This window comes from Streptomyces sp. NPDC033136 (assembly GCF_055578235.1).
Genome location: NZ_JBVIPD010000019.1, coordinates 135397 through 150705, shown reverse-complemented (window position 1 = coordinate 150705; position 15309 = coordinate 135397). Strand labels below are relative to the sequence as shown.

General features: G+C 72.8%; 11 protein-coding genes. 7 read left to right on the top strand and 4 right to left on the bottom strand.

Annotated features, from left to right (window positions below; translation table 11 throughout):
* Positions 1-497: 497 nt before the first annotated feature.
* The gene (locus tag ACZ5TL_RS29195) at positions 498-998 is read right to left on the bottom strand and encodes an ATP-binding protein (RefSeq protein ID WP_468593513.1); all 501 of its coding nucleotides are present in this window, start codon (positions 996-998) and stop codon (positions 498-500) included.
* Positions 999-1347: 349 nt separating this feature from the next.
* Here ACZ5TL_RS29195 and crcB point away from each other — a divergent pair, with 349 nt between their 5' ends.
* Both crcB and ACZ5TL_RS29185 read left to right on the top strand, forming a co-directional pair.
* Entirely contained in the window at positions 1348-1878 is a 531-nt protein-coding gene (crcB, locus tag ACZ5TL_RS29190) for a fluoride efflux transporter CrcB (RefSeq protein WP_468593511.1), read from the top strand.
* Entirely contained in the window at positions 1875-2249 is a 375-nt protein-coding gene (locus ACZ5TL_RS29185; protein ID WP_468593510.1) for a fluoride efflux transporter FluC, read from the top strand. The genes crcB and ACZ5TL_RS29185 overlap by 4 nt, the downstream gene beginning before the upstream one ends.
* 124 nt (positions 2250-2373) lie before the next feature.
* Here the strand turns inward: ACZ5TL_RS29185 and ACZ5TL_RS29180 are convergent, their stop codons facing one another.
* The gene (locus ACZ5TL_RS29180; RefSeq protein ID WP_468593531.1) at positions 2374-3327 is read right to left on the bottom strand and encodes a Rieske (2Fe-2S) protein; all 954 of its coding nucleotides are present in this window, start codon (positions 3325-3327) and stop codon (positions 2374-2376) included.
* A 520-nt stretch (positions 3328-3847) separates the two neighbouring features.
* On the opposite strand from ACZ5TL_RS29180, the gene ACZ5TL_RS29175 reads away from it, so the two are divergent.
* The 4 genes from ACZ5TL_RS29175 to argG all read left to right on the top strand — a co-directional run bounded on the left by ACZ5TL_RS29175 (position 3848) and on the right by argG (position 10369).
* Positions 3848-5656 carry a methylmalonyl-CoA mutase family protein gene (locus ACZ5TL_RS29175; protein WP_468593509.1) on the top strand — a complete coding sequence of 603 codons (1809 nt, stop codon included), beginning with the start codon at positions 3848-3850 and terminating at the stop codon, positions 5654-5656.
* Complete coding sequence (gene scpA, locus ACZ5TL_RS29170; protein WP_468593508.1) at positions 5656-7848, top strand: methylmalonyl-CoA mutase; 2193 nt, start codon at positions 5656-5658, stop codon at positions 7846-7848. The genes ACZ5TL_RS29175 and scpA overlap by 1 nt, the downstream gene beginning before the upstream one ends.
* Positions 7845-8840 carry a methylmalonyl Co-A mutase-associated GTPase MeaB gene (gene meaB / locus ACZ5TL_RS29165; protein ID WP_468593507.1) on the top strand — a complete coding sequence of 332 codons (996 nt, stop codon included), beginning with the start codon at positions 7845-7847 and terminating at the stop codon, positions 8838-8840. The genes scpA and meaB overlap by 4 nt, the downstream gene beginning before the upstream one ends.
* A 74-nt stretch (positions 8841-8914) precedes the next feature.
* Complete coding sequence (gene argG / locus ACZ5TL_RS29160; protein ID WP_468593506.1) at positions 8915-10369, top strand: argininosuccinate synthase; 1455 nt, start codon at positions 8915-8917, stop codon at positions 10367-10369.
* Between the two features lie 93 nt (positions 10370-10462).
* Here argG and pntB read toward each other — a convergent pair whose 3' ends face one another.
* Positions 10463-11896 (bottom strand): Re/Si-specific NAD(P)(+) transhydrogenase subunit beta, encoded by a 1434-nt coding sequence (pntB, locus tag ACZ5TL_RS29155; RefSeq protein ID WP_468593505.1) that lies wholly within the window; start codon positions 11894-11896, stop codon positions 10463-10465.
* Positions 11897-11902: 6 nt separating this feature from the next.
* Positions 11903-13462 carry a Re/Si-specific NAD(P)(+) transhydrogenase subunit alpha gene (locus ACZ5TL_RS29150; RefSeq protein WP_468593504.1) on the bottom strand — a complete coding sequence of 520 codons (1560 nt, stop codon included), beginning with the start codon at positions 13460-13462 and terminating at the stop codon, positions 11903-11905.
* Between the two features lie 297 nt (positions 13463-13759).
* Between ACZ5TL_RS29150 and ACZ5TL_RS29145 the strand changes: the two genes are divergently transcribed.
* Positions 13760-15289 carry an MFS transporter gene (locus tag ACZ5TL_RS29145; RefSeq protein WP_468593530.1) on the top strand — a complete coding sequence of 510 codons (1530 nt, stop codon included), beginning with the start codon at positions 13760-13762 and terminating at the stop codon, positions 15287-15289.
* Positions 15290-15309: the final 20 nt, after the last annotated feature.

Genomic DNA, 15309 nt, shown 5'->3' with positions numbered 1-15309 from the left:
ATTCGCAGCTTGGCTGGGTCATCCCGGTGGAGATCACGTTCTACGATGACCGCTCCTTCACCTCCCCCACCCCCCCCCCCCCTCCCCCCCCCCCCCCCCTTCCTCCCCCCCCCCCCCCCCCCCCCCCCCCCCCCCCCCCCCCCCCCCCCCTCTCCATGTCGCCGTCCGGGCCACCGTCCGGGTCCGGCCGTCCAGCCGGGCGGCCACGGACGGCGCGCCGCCTACGTCCGTACGGCGCCGAAGCGGATGTCGTACGCGGACTCCGGGTTCTGGCCGCGACTGCCGCTGCGGGCCCGAGTTCCCGTGGCGGGCTGGCGGGCCGCGGCTCCGGAGGGGGATGGCTCCGGCCTCGGGGGCCGGGCTCGGCCGGTTCTCGTCGGGCGGTTCTCGTCGGGCGGGTCGAACGTTCAGGCGGGCGGGAGGCGCCCAAGCCGTCGCCGCCGTCGCCGTCGCCGTCGCCGAACGGTCGTTCCTCGGACCGGGCGCCGGCCCCGCCCTCAGGCGGCGGGACCGGCACGGACGGTGCCCGACCCGCCGGTGCCGCCGCCGGAGGCCAGGCGCAGGTACGCGGTGATGTGCTTGCCCACGGCGTGGGGAGCGACGGCGACCCTGCTGCTGACCGTGTGCACGACGTGCATGCCGTGCCCGCCGAAGCGGTACCGGTCCTGCTCTCTCACCACGGGAATCCGGGCCGAGGTGTCCCACACGGTGATGGCCAGTTCCTCGTCGGACATCTGCAGGATCATCCCGCAGGGGCCGGGAGCGTGCCGGATCGCGTTGGTGATCAGCTCGCTGACGACCAGCTCTGCGTCGATGGCCGGCGGGGGCGGCACGGGGGTACGGCCGGTACGCGGGGCGTGGGCGAGGAGAGCGTGCAGGACCCGGCGCGCCTCGAACGAGCAGGCAGCGTCCTCGGCCCAGACCGCGCCGAATCTCAGGGGGGCCCGCTCGGGCACGCCCGGCCCATCCACCGCCTGCTTCATAAGCGGGATGACCATGCGGGGCTCTTTCGTAGGAGTTCGGCGGAATTGCCGCCGTACGCATACCCGGGCCCGGGCCCCCCACACCGGCGGCGGGGCGTCAGTCGTCGTCCGCCGTCGGTTCTCTTCCCGCATTTCGCGGTCCTCCTCCTGCCGCTTCCGTTCCTCCTCGGCGGCCCTGCGCCGCCCTCCCCGGGGTGGGTCACCAGGCGGCCGGTATCCTGGACGCGCTGTCACCCCCCGGTGGCGACACGGCGGTGGGGCCCGCCGTACCCAACCGTGACCACGACGGTCGCCAACGGTCCCTACCTGACCTTCCCGCGTGCCCGCACGCGGTCCGAGCCGATCAGGTAGGAGCCTGAACGCCGTGCACCCCGACCACCCCGAACCCACCGCGCCGGTCGCCGGCTGGGCGGCGGAGCCCGTCCACCCGGACACCGCCGTGGACCCGTGGCCCCCACGGAAGGCCCCCGGCCCGAGGCGCCGGCAGGCCGAGATCCTCTTCGCCGTCGCCGTCGGGGGTGCCCTCGGGGCCTGCGCCCGCTACGGCGCCACCCTGCTCTGGCCTACGGGCCCGGGCACCTTCCCGTGGACCACGTTCTGGGTCAACGTCAGCGGCAGCGCCGCCATGGGCGTCCTGATGGTGCTGATCACCGAGCGGACCACCGCCCACCCCCTGGTCCGGCCGTTCCTCGGCACCGGCGTCCTCGGCGGCTACACCACGTTCTCCACCTACGCCGTCGACACCACCGGCCTCCTCGACCACGGCCGCGCCGCCACCGCGCTGCTCCACCTCACCGCCACTCTCGCGGCCGCGCTGCTCGCCGTGTGGGCCGGGGCCGGGCTCACCCGGCTGGTCGCCCTGCCGCGCCCGGCCAGGACGGGGGACGACACGTGAACTGGCTCATGATCATCGCCGGCGCCATGGTCGGCGCGCCCCTGCGCTACCTGACCGACCGCGCGGTCCAGGCCCGGCACGACAGGCTCTTCCCCTGGGGCACCTTCACCGTGAACCTCGCCGCCTGCTCCGCGCTCGGCTTCCTCACCGGCGCCGCCACCGCCACGACCGTGCCGACCGCCCTCCAGCACCTGATCGGCCCGGGTCTGTGCGCGTCGCTGAGCACCTACTCCACCTTCTCCTTCGAGACCGTCCGGCTGGCCGAGACGGGCGCGGGGCGGGTCGCCGCGGCCAACGTGATCCTCAGCGTCGTCGCCGGGCTGGCCGCGGCCCTGCTCGGCGGAGCGCTGGCGGACGCCGTGCTGCGGTGACGGGGCCGCGTGCTCGTGGTGGGTTCCGTGGCAGGGTCAGGCGCGGGTCGTCCCGTCCACCGGCGCGGCGTACGGCGGTGGGGTGCGCCGGAGCTGCCCGCGCGGGCGTCGCGCCGGGCGGCTGTCAGCCCCTGCCGTCGCGGCCGTGTGCGGGATCCGAGCGCGTTCCGCTCGTCTGAACGGCCGGCTCCCGGTCCCGCTCCGCAGCCTGCCCGCCGTTCTGGTGGCGCAGGCGCACCTCGACCTGGCCGTCGGTGATCCGCGTCTCGAAGGAGGGCTGGGGCGCGGTGGCCGGGCCGCGTACGTTCCAGCCGTCGGAGAGACGGAAGACGCTGCCGTGCCACGGGCACTGGACGCATCCGTCGGCGACGGTGCCCTCGGCGAGCGGTCCCGCGAGGTGGCTGCACCGCTCGGCCAGCGCGTGGATCTCCCCGCCGGTCTCGCGCACCACCAGCACCGGCACGTCGTCCACGCTGCGCCGCACCGGCTCGCCGGCCGGGAACTCGTCCACGGCTCCGACGCGGTGCCAGCCCGCCGAGACGACGTGCGGGACCTCTTCGGCGTGGTTGGCGCCGGACGCCTGCCGGTAGGCCAGGTGGCCACCGAGCATGCCGCCGGCTCCGACCGCTGTCAGCCCCAGGAAACCGTAGGCCCGGCCCGCCGCCTCGCGTCCCTTGACGCGGTAGGCGAGCGACGTCGCGTACAGGCCGACGGCGGCGATGTTGGACAGGGCGTGCACCAGCCCGACGCGCTGCTGCTGACGGTGCAGTTCAGCCCAGTCGACCCAGCCCGCGAGGGCCGCGGGACCCGCGGTGGCCAGCCCGACCCCGACCAGCAGCCGCGACGCGCGGGAACGGCCGGGCCGCAGGTCGAGGACCGCCGCCGACAGCCAGCTGCCGACCGGCACCTGCACCATCAGCGGGTGCACCGGATGCCCCAGCCACCGGCCGTGCAGCAGGTCCCGGCCCCGTCCCAGCGGCAGGGCCCGCACGCGTTTGCGCAGGGTATCGATCACCGCGTCGGCCCCGGGCTCGCGCTCCAGGCGGTCCAGCAGCCGCAGAATCCGGTTCTGCCGCATCAGGCGGCGGCGTGGCATGGTGCTCATGTCCGGCCGAGTCCCCACCGGCAGGGGAAGGCAAACGGCACGGCCGACGGCGGTCCACGTCGGCGGCCCGGCCGGATGACCTGGCCCGGGTGGAGTACGACGGGCCCGGCCGGGGTGGGGCGGGCAGCACCGTGAGGGCGGGGGCTCGTGCGGGGGACGGCGGCTGGGGACGGCGGCCCGCCGGCGCCTCCTCGCGCCGCGCGGCCGGCCCCGCGGCCCGGCCCCCTGCGCGCGAACGGCTCCGCCTGGCACGTCCGGCAGCGCTGGACGCTCCGGCCGCCACCACGCAGTCGAGCGGCCGCGTCCCGTACTCTCCTCGCATCCGCTCGAACCGGGCGCCACGTGCCCGCCTCCGCAGCGCACCGGGAACCGTCGGAAACGCGGCGGCACCACCCCCCTGCGGGCGGGGAGAGCGAGGTCACAGTCAGGGCGAGGGAAAGGTCACAGCCGTGACCTCTGCTGCTCGTTCGTGTCCGTGACCTAGCATCCGAGCATGACGGTCCTGCCTGACGACGGGCTTGAACTGGCCGGCGAGTTCCCTGACGTGCCCCATGAGCAGTGGCAGCGCCTTGTGGCGGGTGTGCTGCGCAAATCGGGCAAGGACGTCGAGGGCGCCGAGGCCGAGGAAGCCCTGTCCACCGCGTTGGAGGACGGGTTGCGCACCCGCCCCCTCTACACCGCCCGTGACTCCGCCCCCGAGCCTGGCCTCCCCGGGTTCGCCCCCTTTGTGCGCGGCGGCCGTGCCGAGGGGAACACGGTCGGCGGCTGGGACGTACGGCAGCGGCACACGGCGGCCGACCGCGACGCGGTGCTCGCGGACCTGGAGAACGGTGTCACGTCCGTCTGGCTGACGGTCGGGGGCGGCGGCATCCCGGTGCCGGAGCTCGGCCGGGTCCTCGACGGTGTCTATCTCGATCTGGCCGCCGTCGTCCTCGACGCGGGGCGTGATGCCGAGCCCGCCGCACGGGAGTTGCTGCGGCTGTACGAGGAGCGGGGCGTCGCCCGGGACGCGGCGCGCGGGAACCTGGGCGCGGATCCGCTCGGGTACGAGGCCCGTACCGGGCAGTCGGGTGACGTGGCACCGGTCGCGGAACTCGCCCGCCTGTGCGCCGAGGAGTACCCGGGGCTGCGGGCGCTGACCGCGGACGCGCTGCCGTACCACGAGGCCGGTGGTTCGGCCGCCCAGGAGCTGGGTTGCTCGCTGGCCACCGCGGTGGCGTATCTGCGGGAGCTCACCCGGGCCGGGCTGAGCGTCGAACAGGCCTGTGGACAGCTGGAGTTCCGGTACGCCGCGACCGCCGACCAGTTCCTGACGATCGCCAAGCTGCGGGCCGCGCGCCGGCTGTGGGCGAGGGTGGCCGAGGTCTGCGGCGCCCCGCGCGCGGGGGCGCAGCTCCAGCACGTCGTGACGTCGCCGGTCATGATGACGCGCCGCGACCCGTGGGTGAACATGCTGCGCACGACGATCGCCACCCTGGCCGCCGGGGCGGGCGGCGCCGACGCGGTCACCGTGCTGCCCTTCGACCACGCCCTCGGGCTGCCGGACGCGTTCGCGCGCCGCATCGCCCGCAACACCTCGACGATCCTCATCGAGGAGTCGCATCTGGCCCGGGTCATCGACCCGGCGGGCGGCTCCTGGTACGTCGAGCGGCTCACCGACGAACTCGCCCACGCCGGCTGGGAGTTCTTCCAGCGGATCGAGCGGCTCGGCGGCATGGCGGCCGCCCTGCGGTCCGGGGACCTCGCGCGGGACCTCGCCGAGACCTGGCAGGCCCGCACCGGCAGGCTGGCCAAGCGCCGCGAACCCGTCACCGGTGTCAGCGAGTTCCCGTACCTGGCGGAGAAGCCGGTCGTCCGTGCGGACGCGCCCGGGCAGCCGTCCGGCGGGCTGCCGCGCGTACGCCGTGACGAGGCGTACGAGACGCTGCGCGCCCGCTCCGACGCCCACCTCACCGCGACCGGCGCCCGGCCACGGATCTATCTCGCCGCGCTCGGCCCGGCCGCCGCCCACACCGCACGCCTCACCTTCGCCTCGAACCTCTTCCAGGCCGGCGGCATCGAGCCGGTCACCGAGGGCACGTTCGAGGAGAGCGGCGCGGCGGAGGCCGTGCTGTGCTCCAGCGACGCCCTGTACGAGGAGCGGGCGGCGGAGGCGGCCGCCGGACTGCGGTCGGCCGGCGCCTCGCACGTGTTCCTCGCCGGGCGGCCCGGGGAGTACCCCGGTGTCGACGCGTACGTCTTCGCGGGCTGCGACGCCGTGGCCGTGCTGTCCGCGACCCTCGACCGCATGGGAGTGTCCTGATGACCGCCCCTTCCGGCCCGTCCGTCCCCGACTTCTCCGGGATCGAGCTGGGCACCCCGGCCGCCGACGGCACCCCCGACGAGTGGCGCTCGGCGCTCAAGAACGCCTCCGGCGGGGACGACCTGCTGTGGGAGACCCCGGAGGGCATCGCGGTCAAGCCGCTGTACACCGGCCGTGACCTGGAGGGCCTGGACTTCCTGGACACGCGCCCGGGCGCGGCGCCGTATCTGCGCGGCCCGTACCCGACGATGTACGTCAACCAGCCCTGGACGATCCGCCAGTACGCCGGCTTCTCCACGGCCGAGGAGTCCAACGCCTTCTACCGGCGCAACCTCGCGGCCGGGCAGAAGGGTCTGTCGGTCGCCTTCGACCTGCCCACGCACCGGGGCTACGACAGTGACCACCCGCGCGTCACCGGTGACGTCGGCATGGCGGGCGTGGCCATCGACTCGATCTACGACATGCGGCAGCTGTTCGACGGGATCCCGCTGGACAGGATGACCGTGTCGATGACGATGAACGGTGCCGTGCTGCCGGTGCTGGCGCTGTACATCGTCGCCGCCGAGGAACAGGGCGTGCCGCCTGCGATGCTGGCCGGGACCATCCAGAACGACATCCTCAAGGAGTTCATGGTCCGCAACACCTACATCTATCCGCCGAAGCCGTCGATGCGGATCATCTCCGACATCTTCGCCTTCACCTCGCAGCGGATGCCGCGCTACAACTCCATCTCCATCTCCGGCTACCACATCCAGGAGGCGGGCGCGACGGCCGACCTGGAGCTGGCGTACACGCTCGCGGACGGCGTGGAGTACATCCGGGCGGGCCGTGAAGCGGGCCTGGACGTGGACGCGTTCGCGCCGCGGCTGTCGTTCTTCTGGGCGATCGGCATGAACTTCTTCATGGAGGTCGCCAAGCTGCGGGCGGCGCGCCTGCTGTGGGCGAAGCTGGTGCGGCAGTTCGATCCGCAGAACGCCAAGTCCCTCTCCCTGCGCACCCATTCGCAGACCTCGGGCTGGTCGCTGACCGCGCAGGACGTGTTCAACAACGTGACGCGCACCTGCGTCGAGGCGATGGCGGCGACGCAGGGACACACGCAGTCGCTGCACACCAACGCCCTCGACGAAGCGCTCGCCCTGCCGACCGACTTCTCGGCGCGCATCGCCCGCAACACGCAGCTGCTGCTCCAGCAGGAGTCCGGCACGAACCGCGTGATCGACCCGTGGGGCGGCAGCGCGTACGTGGAGAAGCTGACGTACGACCTCGCCCGGCGGGCCTGGCAGCACATCCAGGAGGTCGAGGCCGCGGGCGGCATGGCCAAGGCCATCGACGCGGGCATCCCCAAGCTGCGCATCGAGGAGGCCGCGGCCCGCACACAGGCCCGGATCGACTCGGGCCGGCAGCCGGTCATCGGCGTCAACAAGTACCGCGTCGAGACCGACGAGCAGATCGACGTCCTCAAGGTCGACAACTCCTCGGTGCGGACGCAGCAGATCGAGAAGCTGCGGCGGCTGCGGGCGGAGCGGGACGAGACGGTCTGCCGGGACGCGCTGGACGCGCTGACCCGGGCCGCCGGGGGCGAGGGCAACCTGCTGGAGCTGGCGGTGCACGCGGCCCGCGCCAAGGCCACCGTCGGTGAGATCTCCGACGCCCTGGAGAAGGTGTACGGGCGGCACGCGAGCCAGATCCGTACCATCACCGGCGTGTACCGCAACGAAGCCGGAGAGTCCCCGTCCGTGGATCGCACCCGCACGCTCGTGTCCGGCTTCGAGGAGGCCGAGGGCCGCCGGCCGCGCATCCTGGTCGCGAAGATGGGCCAGGACGGCCACGACCGCGGCCAGAAGGTGATCGCCACCGCCTTCGCCGACCTCGGCTTCGACGTGGACGTCGGCCCGCTGTTCCAGACGCCCGCCGAGGTGGCCCGGCAGGCCGTCGAGGCGGACGTGCACATCGTCGGCGTCTCGTCGCTGGCGGCCGGTCACCTCACCCTCGTTCCGGCGCTGCGCGAGGCGCTGGCCGAGGAGGGGCGCGAGGACATCATGGTCGTGGTGGGCGGGGTGATCCCGCCGCAGGACGTGCCGACGCTGCTTCAGATGGGCGCGGCGGCGGTCTTCCCGCCGGGGACGGTGATCCCGGACGCGGCGTACGACCTGGTGAAGCGACTGTCGGACGGCCTCGGGCACGAGCTGTGATCGATGTCGACGCGTTTGTGAAGGGCGTGCTCGACGGGAAGCGGGCGATCGTCGCCCGCGCCATCACGCTCGTCGAGTCGACCCGGCCCCAGCACCGGGTACTGGCCCAGGAGTTGCTGACCGCGCTGCTGCCGCACAGCGGCCGGGCCCGGCGGATCGGGGTCAGCGGGGTGCCCGGCGTCGGCAAGTCGACGTTCATCGACGCGTTCGGCACGCTGCTGACGTCGCTCGGGCACCGGGTGGCGGTGCTGGCCGTCGACCCGTCCTCCAGCCGTACGGGCGGCTCGATCCTGGGTGACAAGACCCGGATGGAACGCCTGGCGGTGGACCCGGCGGCGTTCGTGCGCCCCTCCCCCACCGCCGGCACGCTCGGCGGGGTCGCCAAGGCCACGCGTGAGTCGATCGTGGTGATGGAGGCGGCCGGTTACGACGTGGTCCTGGTCGAGACGGTCGGCGTCGGCCAGTCCGAGACCGCCGTCGCGAACATGGTCGACTCCTTCCTGCTGCTCACCCTCGCCCGCACGGGCGACCAGTTGCAGGGCATCAAGAAGGGCGTCCTGGAGCTGGCCGACGTGATCGCCGTGAACAAGGCGGACGGCCCGCACGAGCGCGACGCCCGTGCCGCCGCGCGGGAACTGGCGGGCGCGCTGCGGCTGATGCACGGCAAGGACGCGTTCTGGACACCGCCCGTGCTGAGCTGCAGCGCCCGCGAGTCGGCGGGTCTGGACACGGTGTGGGAGCGCCTGGAACAGCACCGCACCCTGCTGGACTCCACCGGCCGTCTCACCGCCAAGCGCCGGGACCAGCAGGTCGACTGGACCTGGACCATGGTCCGCGACGAACTCCTCGGCCGCCTGCACGCCGATCCGGCGGTGCGGGCGCTGGCGCCGGTGCTGGAGCAGCGGGTCAGGGAGGGCGAGCTGACGCCGACGCTGGCCGCCGAGCGGATCCTCGGCGCGCTCGGCAGCGGCTCCGAGGCGGCGGGTTCCTGAACCGGAGGACAACCGGAACGGCGATTCCGCATATCCGGCTTGCATGACTATGCAAAGTGATACATACTCTTTCTATGTCCAAGGTCCTCACCTCCCTGCCCGCCGGCGAGCGCGTCGGCATCGCCTTCTCGGGCGGCCTCGACACCTCCGTCGCGGTCGCGTGGATGCGCGACAAGGGCGCCGTGCCATGCACCTACACCGCCGACATCGGCCAGTACGACGAGCCCGACATCGCCTCGGTGCCCGGCCGTGCCCAGACCTACGGCGCCGAGATCGCGCGTCTGGTCGACTGCCGTGCGGCCCTGGTCGAGGAAGGCCTGGCCGCGCTGACCTGCGGGGCGTTCCACATTCGCTCGGGCGGGCGGGCGTACTTCAACACCACCCCGCTCGGCCGCGCGGTCACCGGCACGCTGCTGGTCCGGGCGATGCTCGAGGACGACGTCCAGATCTGGGGCGACGGCTCGACCTTCAAGGGCAACGACATCGAGCGGTTCTACCGCTACGGCCTGCTCGCCAACCCACACCTGCGGATCTACAAGCCCTGGCTGGACGCGGCCTTCGTGACCGAGCTCGGCGGCCGCAAGGAGATGTCGGAGTGGCTGCTCGCCCACGGGCTGCCCTACCGCGACAGCACGGAGAAGGCGTACTCCACCGACGCCAACATCTGGGGCGCCACCCACGAGGCGAAAACCCTGGAGCACCTGGACACCGGCGTGGAGACCGTCGAGCCGATCATGGGCGTGCGGTTCTGGGACCCCGAGGTCGAGATCGCCACCGAGGACGTGACGATCGGCTTCGACCAGGGCCGCCCCGTGACGATCAACGGCAAGGAGTTCCCCTCCCCCGTCGACCTGGTGATGGAGGCCAACGCCATCGGCGGCCGGCACGGCCTGGGCATGTCGGACCAGATCGAGAACCGGATCATCGAGGCCAAGAGCCGCGGCATCTACGAGGCGCCCGGCATGGCCCTGCTGCACGCGGCCTACGAGCGCCTCGTCAACGCCATCCACAACGAGGACACCCTCGCCCAGTACCACACCGAGGGGCGGCGGCTGGGCCGGCTGATGTACGAGGGCCGCTGGCTGGACCCGCAGGCGCTGATGATCCGCGAGTCGCTGCAGCGCTGGGTCGGCGCGGCCGTCACCGGCGAGGTGACGCTGCGGCTGCGGCGCGGTGAGGACTACTCGATCCTCGACACCACGGGCCCGGCGTTCAGCTACCACCCGGACAAGCTGTCCATGGAGCGCACCGAGGACTCCGCTTTCGGTCCGGTCGACCGGATCGGCCAGCTCACCATGCGCAACCTCGACATCGCCGACTCCCGCGCCAAGCTGGAGCAGTACGCCGGCATCGGCCTGATCGGCACCGGCAGCCCCACCATCGGCGCCTCCCAGGCCGCCGCGACCGGGCTGATCGGCACCATGCCGGAGCTGCCGCAGGGCGGCGCCCAGGCCATCGCCTCCCGCGGCGAGGTCTCGGAGGAGGACGCGTGGCTGGACCGCGCGGCGATGGAGTCCGGCACGGACTGACCAGTTGCCACAGCACGACGAAAGGCCGGCTCGACACCGTCGAGCCGGCCTTTCGTCGTGCCCGGGGCCTGCCGCGTAGCGGCCGCCCGCTGTTCAGCGGGACGTGCCGGCCATCTCCGGGACCGGCGCGTCGAGGGCGTCGAGGCCGCGCAGGATGTCCTCCACGCGCTGCTTGGCGTCGCCGAAGAGCATCTGCGTGTTCTCCCGGAAGAACAGCGGGTTCTGCACGCCCGCGTAACCGGCGGCCATGGACCGCTTGAAGACGACCACGTGGGCGGCCTCCCACACGTGCAGCACCGGCATGCCCGCGATGGGGCTGGCCGGGTTGTCGGTGGCGGCCGGGTTGACGGTGTCGTTGGCGCCGATGACCAGGACGACCGAGGTGGCGGCGAAGTCGTCGTTGATCTCGTCCATCTCCAGGACGATGTCGTACGGCACGTTCGCCTCGGCGAGCAGCACGTTCATGTGCCCGGGCAGCCGGCCGGCGACGGGATGGATGCCGAAGCGCACCTCGACGCCCCGCTCGCGCAGCTTGCGGGCCAGTTCGGCGACCGGGTACTGGGCCTGGGCGACGGCCATGCCGTAGCCCGGCGTGATGATCACCGAGGTGGCGTCGCGGAGCAGTTCGGCGGTCTCCTCGGCGTTGATCTCCCGGTGCTCGCCCTGCTCGCCGTCGTCGGCGGCGGCGGCCGGGGTTCCGAAGCCACCCGCGATGACCGAGAGGAAGGAGCGGTTCATCGCCTTGCACATGATGTACGACAGGTAGGCACCGGAGGAGCCGACCAGCGCGCCGGTGACGATGAGCAGGTTGTTGGCGAGCAGGAAGCCCGAAGCCGCCGCCGCCCAGCCGGAGTAGCTGTTGAGCATGGAGACGACCACCGGCATGTCACCGCCGCCGATGGAGGCGACCAGGTGCGCGCCGAGAGCGAGGGCGATCACGGTGACGGCGATGAGCAGGCCCATGCCGGGCCGTGCGACGAACGCCCCCGTCAGCGCGACGAACGCGACGAGCGCGCCCACGTTGAGGACGTGCTTGCCCGGCAGCGTGAGCGGGCGGGAGTTGATGCGCGCCGAGAGCTTCAGGTACGCGACGACGGAACCGGTGAAGGTGACGGCGCCGATGAACACCCCGATGAACACCTCGGCGTGATGGATGGCCAGCAGCGAACCGGAGAGCTCGGCGTCGACGTCCAGGTAGCCGTTCCAGCCGACGAACGCGGCGGCGAGGCCGACGAGGCTGTGCATGATGGCGATCAGCTCCGGCATGCCCGTCATCTCGACGACCCGGGCCCGCCACAGTCCGATGCCGGCGCCGACGGCCGTGGCGACGGCGATCAGCACGAGCCCGGTGGCGGTGATGCTGCGGGAGGCGAGACCGACGGTGGCGGCCAGGGCGACGACCATGCCCGCGATGCCCCAGACGACCCCCGAACGGGACGTCTTGTGCTGGGAGAGGCCGGCGAGGCTGAGGATGAACAGCAGCGCGGCGACGACGTAGGCGGCCTGGGCGGCCGTGTCTGTGGTCATCCCTGATCAGCCCTTCGAGAACATGCCGAGCATGCGGCGGGTCACGGCGAATCCGCCGAAGATGTTGATGGTCGCCAGCAGGATCGCGGCGAACGACAGCACGGTGACGGCGGTGTTCCCGTGCCCGATCTGCAGCAGCGCACCGACGACGACGATGCCGGAGATGGCGTTGGTGACCGACATCAGCGGGGTGTGCAGCGCGTGGTGCACGTTGCCGATGACGTAGAAGCCGATGACGATCGCCAGGACGAACACCGTGAAGTGGCCGAGGAGTTCACTCGGTGAGAAGGCCGTCACCAGGAACAGCGCGAGCGCTCCGGCGGCGACCAGGGCGTACGAGGACCAGGCCGGGCGGGCGGCCTTCGTCCGGGCCTCGGAAGGGGCCACCGGTTCCGGCTCCTTCGCCGCGCTCGGGGCGGGTGCGGCGGATACCTGGACCGGGGGCGGCGGCCAGGTCTTCTCGCCGTCGCGGACCACGGTCATGGAGCGCTGGACCACGTCGTCGAAGTCCAGGACGAGCCGGCCGTCCTTGCCGGGGGTGAGCAGCTTCATCAGGTTGACGAGGTTGGTGCCGTACAGCTGCGAGGCCTGGGCGGGGAGCCGGCCGGGCAGGTCGGTGTAGCCGATGATCGTCACGTCGTTGTCGGTGACGACGGCCTTTCCGGCGACCGTGCCCTCGACGTTGCCGCCCTGGGCCGCGGCCATGTCGACGATCACGCTGCCGGGCTTCATGCGCGCCACGTCCTCGGCGGTGATCAGCCTCGGCGCGGGGCGCCCCGGGATGAGCGCGGTGGTGATGACGATGTCGACGTCGGCGGCCTGCTCGGCGTAGAGCTGCGCGGCGAGCCGGTTGTAGTCGTCCGAGGTGGCCTTGGCGTAGCCGTCGGTGCTCGCCTCCTGCTCGACGCCCACCATGAGGAACTCCCCGCCCAGGGAGCGCACCTGCTCGGCGACCTCGGGCCGGGGGTCGGTGGCGCGGACCACGGCGCCGAGGCTGCGGGCCGCGCCGATCGCCGCGAGCCCGGCCACGCCGGCGCCGGCCACCAGCACCTTGGCGGGCGGCACCTTGCCGGCGGCCGTCACCTGGCCGGTGAAGAAGCGGCCGAAGGCGTGCGCGGCCTCGACGACGGCCCGGTATCCGGCGATGTTCGCCATCGAGCTGAGGACGTCCAGGGACTGGGCGCGCGAGATGCGCGGGACGGCGTCCATGGCCAGCACGGTGACCGGACGCCGTGCCAGTTCCTCGACCAGTTCGGGGTTGAGGGCGGGGCTGATCAGCGCGATCAGGGTCGCCCCGTCGCGCAGCCGGCCGATCTCCTCGCTGGAGGGGCCGTTGACCTTGAGCAGGACCTCCGCCTGCCACGGGTCGCCGAGCCGGGCTCCCGCCTCCTCGTAGGCCGCGTCGGAGAAGCGGGACGAGGCCCCCGCTCCCGGTTCGACCACCACGTCGTACCCGAGCGCGACAAGTCTCCCCACGGTGGCCGGCGTGGCCGCCACCCTGGTCTCGCCCGCAGTGGACTCGGCGGGTACGCCGATCCGCTGGGGTTCAGGTTCCGCTGGGACCATCGTCTGCCTCTCCTCGTCGTTCCGGTGCCTGCACTGCTTGGTGCCCGCATCCTGCACGCTCGACGCCGAGTACGGGGCGGGCCGTGGTCACATGGCCGGAGAGGCTGTCCTCACACGCCCGGGGGGTTGCCTTGGAGCGCGTTCGGGGGTATCCGTGTGCCGCCCGGGACGCATGAGTCCGGTGATGCGTCCGGGGAAGACGGGGTGCAGACTGAGGCTGTGAGCGATACGCGCCCGGGGCGCGGGACCGCGTCCCCCTCCCGAACCGCGCCGCAGCAGACCGTGGCGCTGGCGGCGATGATGTTCGCCGTCGCCATGACCTTCATCGACCAGACGATCGTGTCCATCGCGGCCCCCGACATCGTCCGCGAACTGGATCTGTCGTCCTCCGGCATGCAGTGGGTGATCAACGCCTACCTGCTGTCCCTCGCGGCGTTCTTCGCCCTCGGCGGGCGCCTGGCGGACCTCTACGGGCCGCGCCGGGTCGTCGTGTCGGGCACGCTGGTGTTCGTCATCTCGTCGGTGCTGTGCGGCTGTGTCCCCGAGGGGGGCGCCGCGCAGACCTGGCTGACCGTGTTCCGCGCCACCCAGGGGCTGGGGGCGGCGCTGCTCTTCCCCGCGGCCCTCGCCGTGGTGGTGGCGGTGTTCCCGGTGGAGCGGCGCGGCCGTGCCCTGGCCCTGTTCTTCGGCGTCACCGGCGCGCTGACCGCCCTCGGCCCGCTGCTGGGCGGCTGGCTCACGGAGTGGACCTGGCGGGCCGTCTTCTGGGTCAACGTCCCCGTGGCGATCGTGGCGTTGGTCCTCACCGCGATGGCGCGCGTCCCCGACCGGCGGCGGTCCGGCACCCTGGACGTCCGCGGCGCCGCCCTGATCGTGGTCGGCATGGGACTGAGCGTCCTCGGGTTCCAGCAGGCGTTCTCCTGGGGCTGGGACAGCTGGGCGACCTGGGTGTGCGTCGCGGGCGGTCTCACGGTGCTGTCCGGATTCGTCCGCTTCGAGCGCCGGGTGCGGCATCCGCTGATCGACCTGCGGGTGTTCCGGGACAAGGCGTTCACCGTGGACGCGGCGGTGCTGTTCTTCTCGATGCTCGCCTTCGTCCCGGTGTTCTTCTTCAGCTCGGTCTACGCCCAGGTGTCCCTGAGCGCCTCACCGAACCAGGCGGCCCTGTTCCTGCTGTACTTCTTCGCGGGCTTCGCGATCGCCTCGCAGTGGGGCGGCCGGATCCTCGACAGGCAGGGGGCGCGCCCGGCCCTGAAACTGGGCACGGCCGTGGGCTGTGTCGGATTCGCCCTGTGGGCGAACAAGCTCACCGACCTGTCCATGCACGACCAGTGGCCCTACGCCGCCCTGGCCGGGGCCGGGATCGGTTTCGTCCTGGCGCCGGCCTCCACGGACGCCGTCAACCGGGCCATCGGCGCCTCGTACGGCGAGGTCACCGGTATCACCCAGACCGTGCGCAACTACGCGGCGAGCGTGGGCCTGGCCGTCTACGGCACGATCCTGACCCACGTGACGACCGGCAACGTGATGAACACCCTGGAGTCGCGGGGCATGTCCGCCGACGACGCGAGCACCGTCGCCCGCGACATCACAGAGTCGGTCACGGGCAACGGCGACTCCCGGCCGCCCACCGGCACGGGCCCCGCCGCCGAGGCGACCCGGGACGCGATGTCCGCGATCCGCATGGACTTCGCCGAGGCCAACCAGTGGGTGTTCTACGGCATGGCCGTCGCCCTGGGTCTCGGCTTCCTGTGCGCCCTGCGCCACCCGGGCGGCAGGGTGGACGCGACCTCGCCGGGGGAGGAACCGGTGGTGCGGTCCGGATGAGGGCCGCCCGCGGGTCAGGA

Bases quoted from the DNA above. Each gene is read 5' to 3' on its own strand.
- ACZ5TL_RS29150 (WP_468593504.1), bottom strand. From the start codon at position 13,462: ATGGTCCCAGCGGAACCTGAACCCCAGCGGATCGGCGTACCCGCCGAG.
- argG (WP_468593506.1), top strand. From the start codon at position 8,915: ATGTCCAAGGTCCTCACCTCCCTGCCCGCCGGCGAGCGCGTCGGCATC.
- ACZ5TL_RS29195 (WP_468593513.1), bottom strand. From the start codon at position 998: ATGGTCATCCCGCTTATGAAGCAGGCGGTGGATGGGCCGGGCGTGCCC.
- ACZ5TL_RS29175 (WP_468593509.1), top strand. From the start codon at position 3,848: ATGACGGTCCTGCCTGACGACGGGCTTGAACTGGCCGGCGAGTTCCCT.
- pntB (WP_468593505.1), bottom strand. From the start codon at position 11,896: ATGACCACAGACACGGCCGCCCAGGCCGCCTACGTCGTCGCCGCGCTG.
- scpA (WP_468593508.1), top strand. From the start codon at position 5,656: ATGACCGCCCCTTCCGGCCCGTCCGTCCCCGACTTCTCCGGGATCGAG.
- ACZ5TL_RS29145 (WP_468593530.1), top strand. From the start codon at position 13,760: ATGATGTTCGCCGTCGCCATGACCTTCATCGACCAGACGATCGTGTCC.
- ACZ5TL_RS29180 (WP_468593531.1), bottom strand. From the start codon at position 3,327: ATGCGGCAGAACCGGATTCTGCGGCTGCTGGACCGCCTGGAGCGCGAG.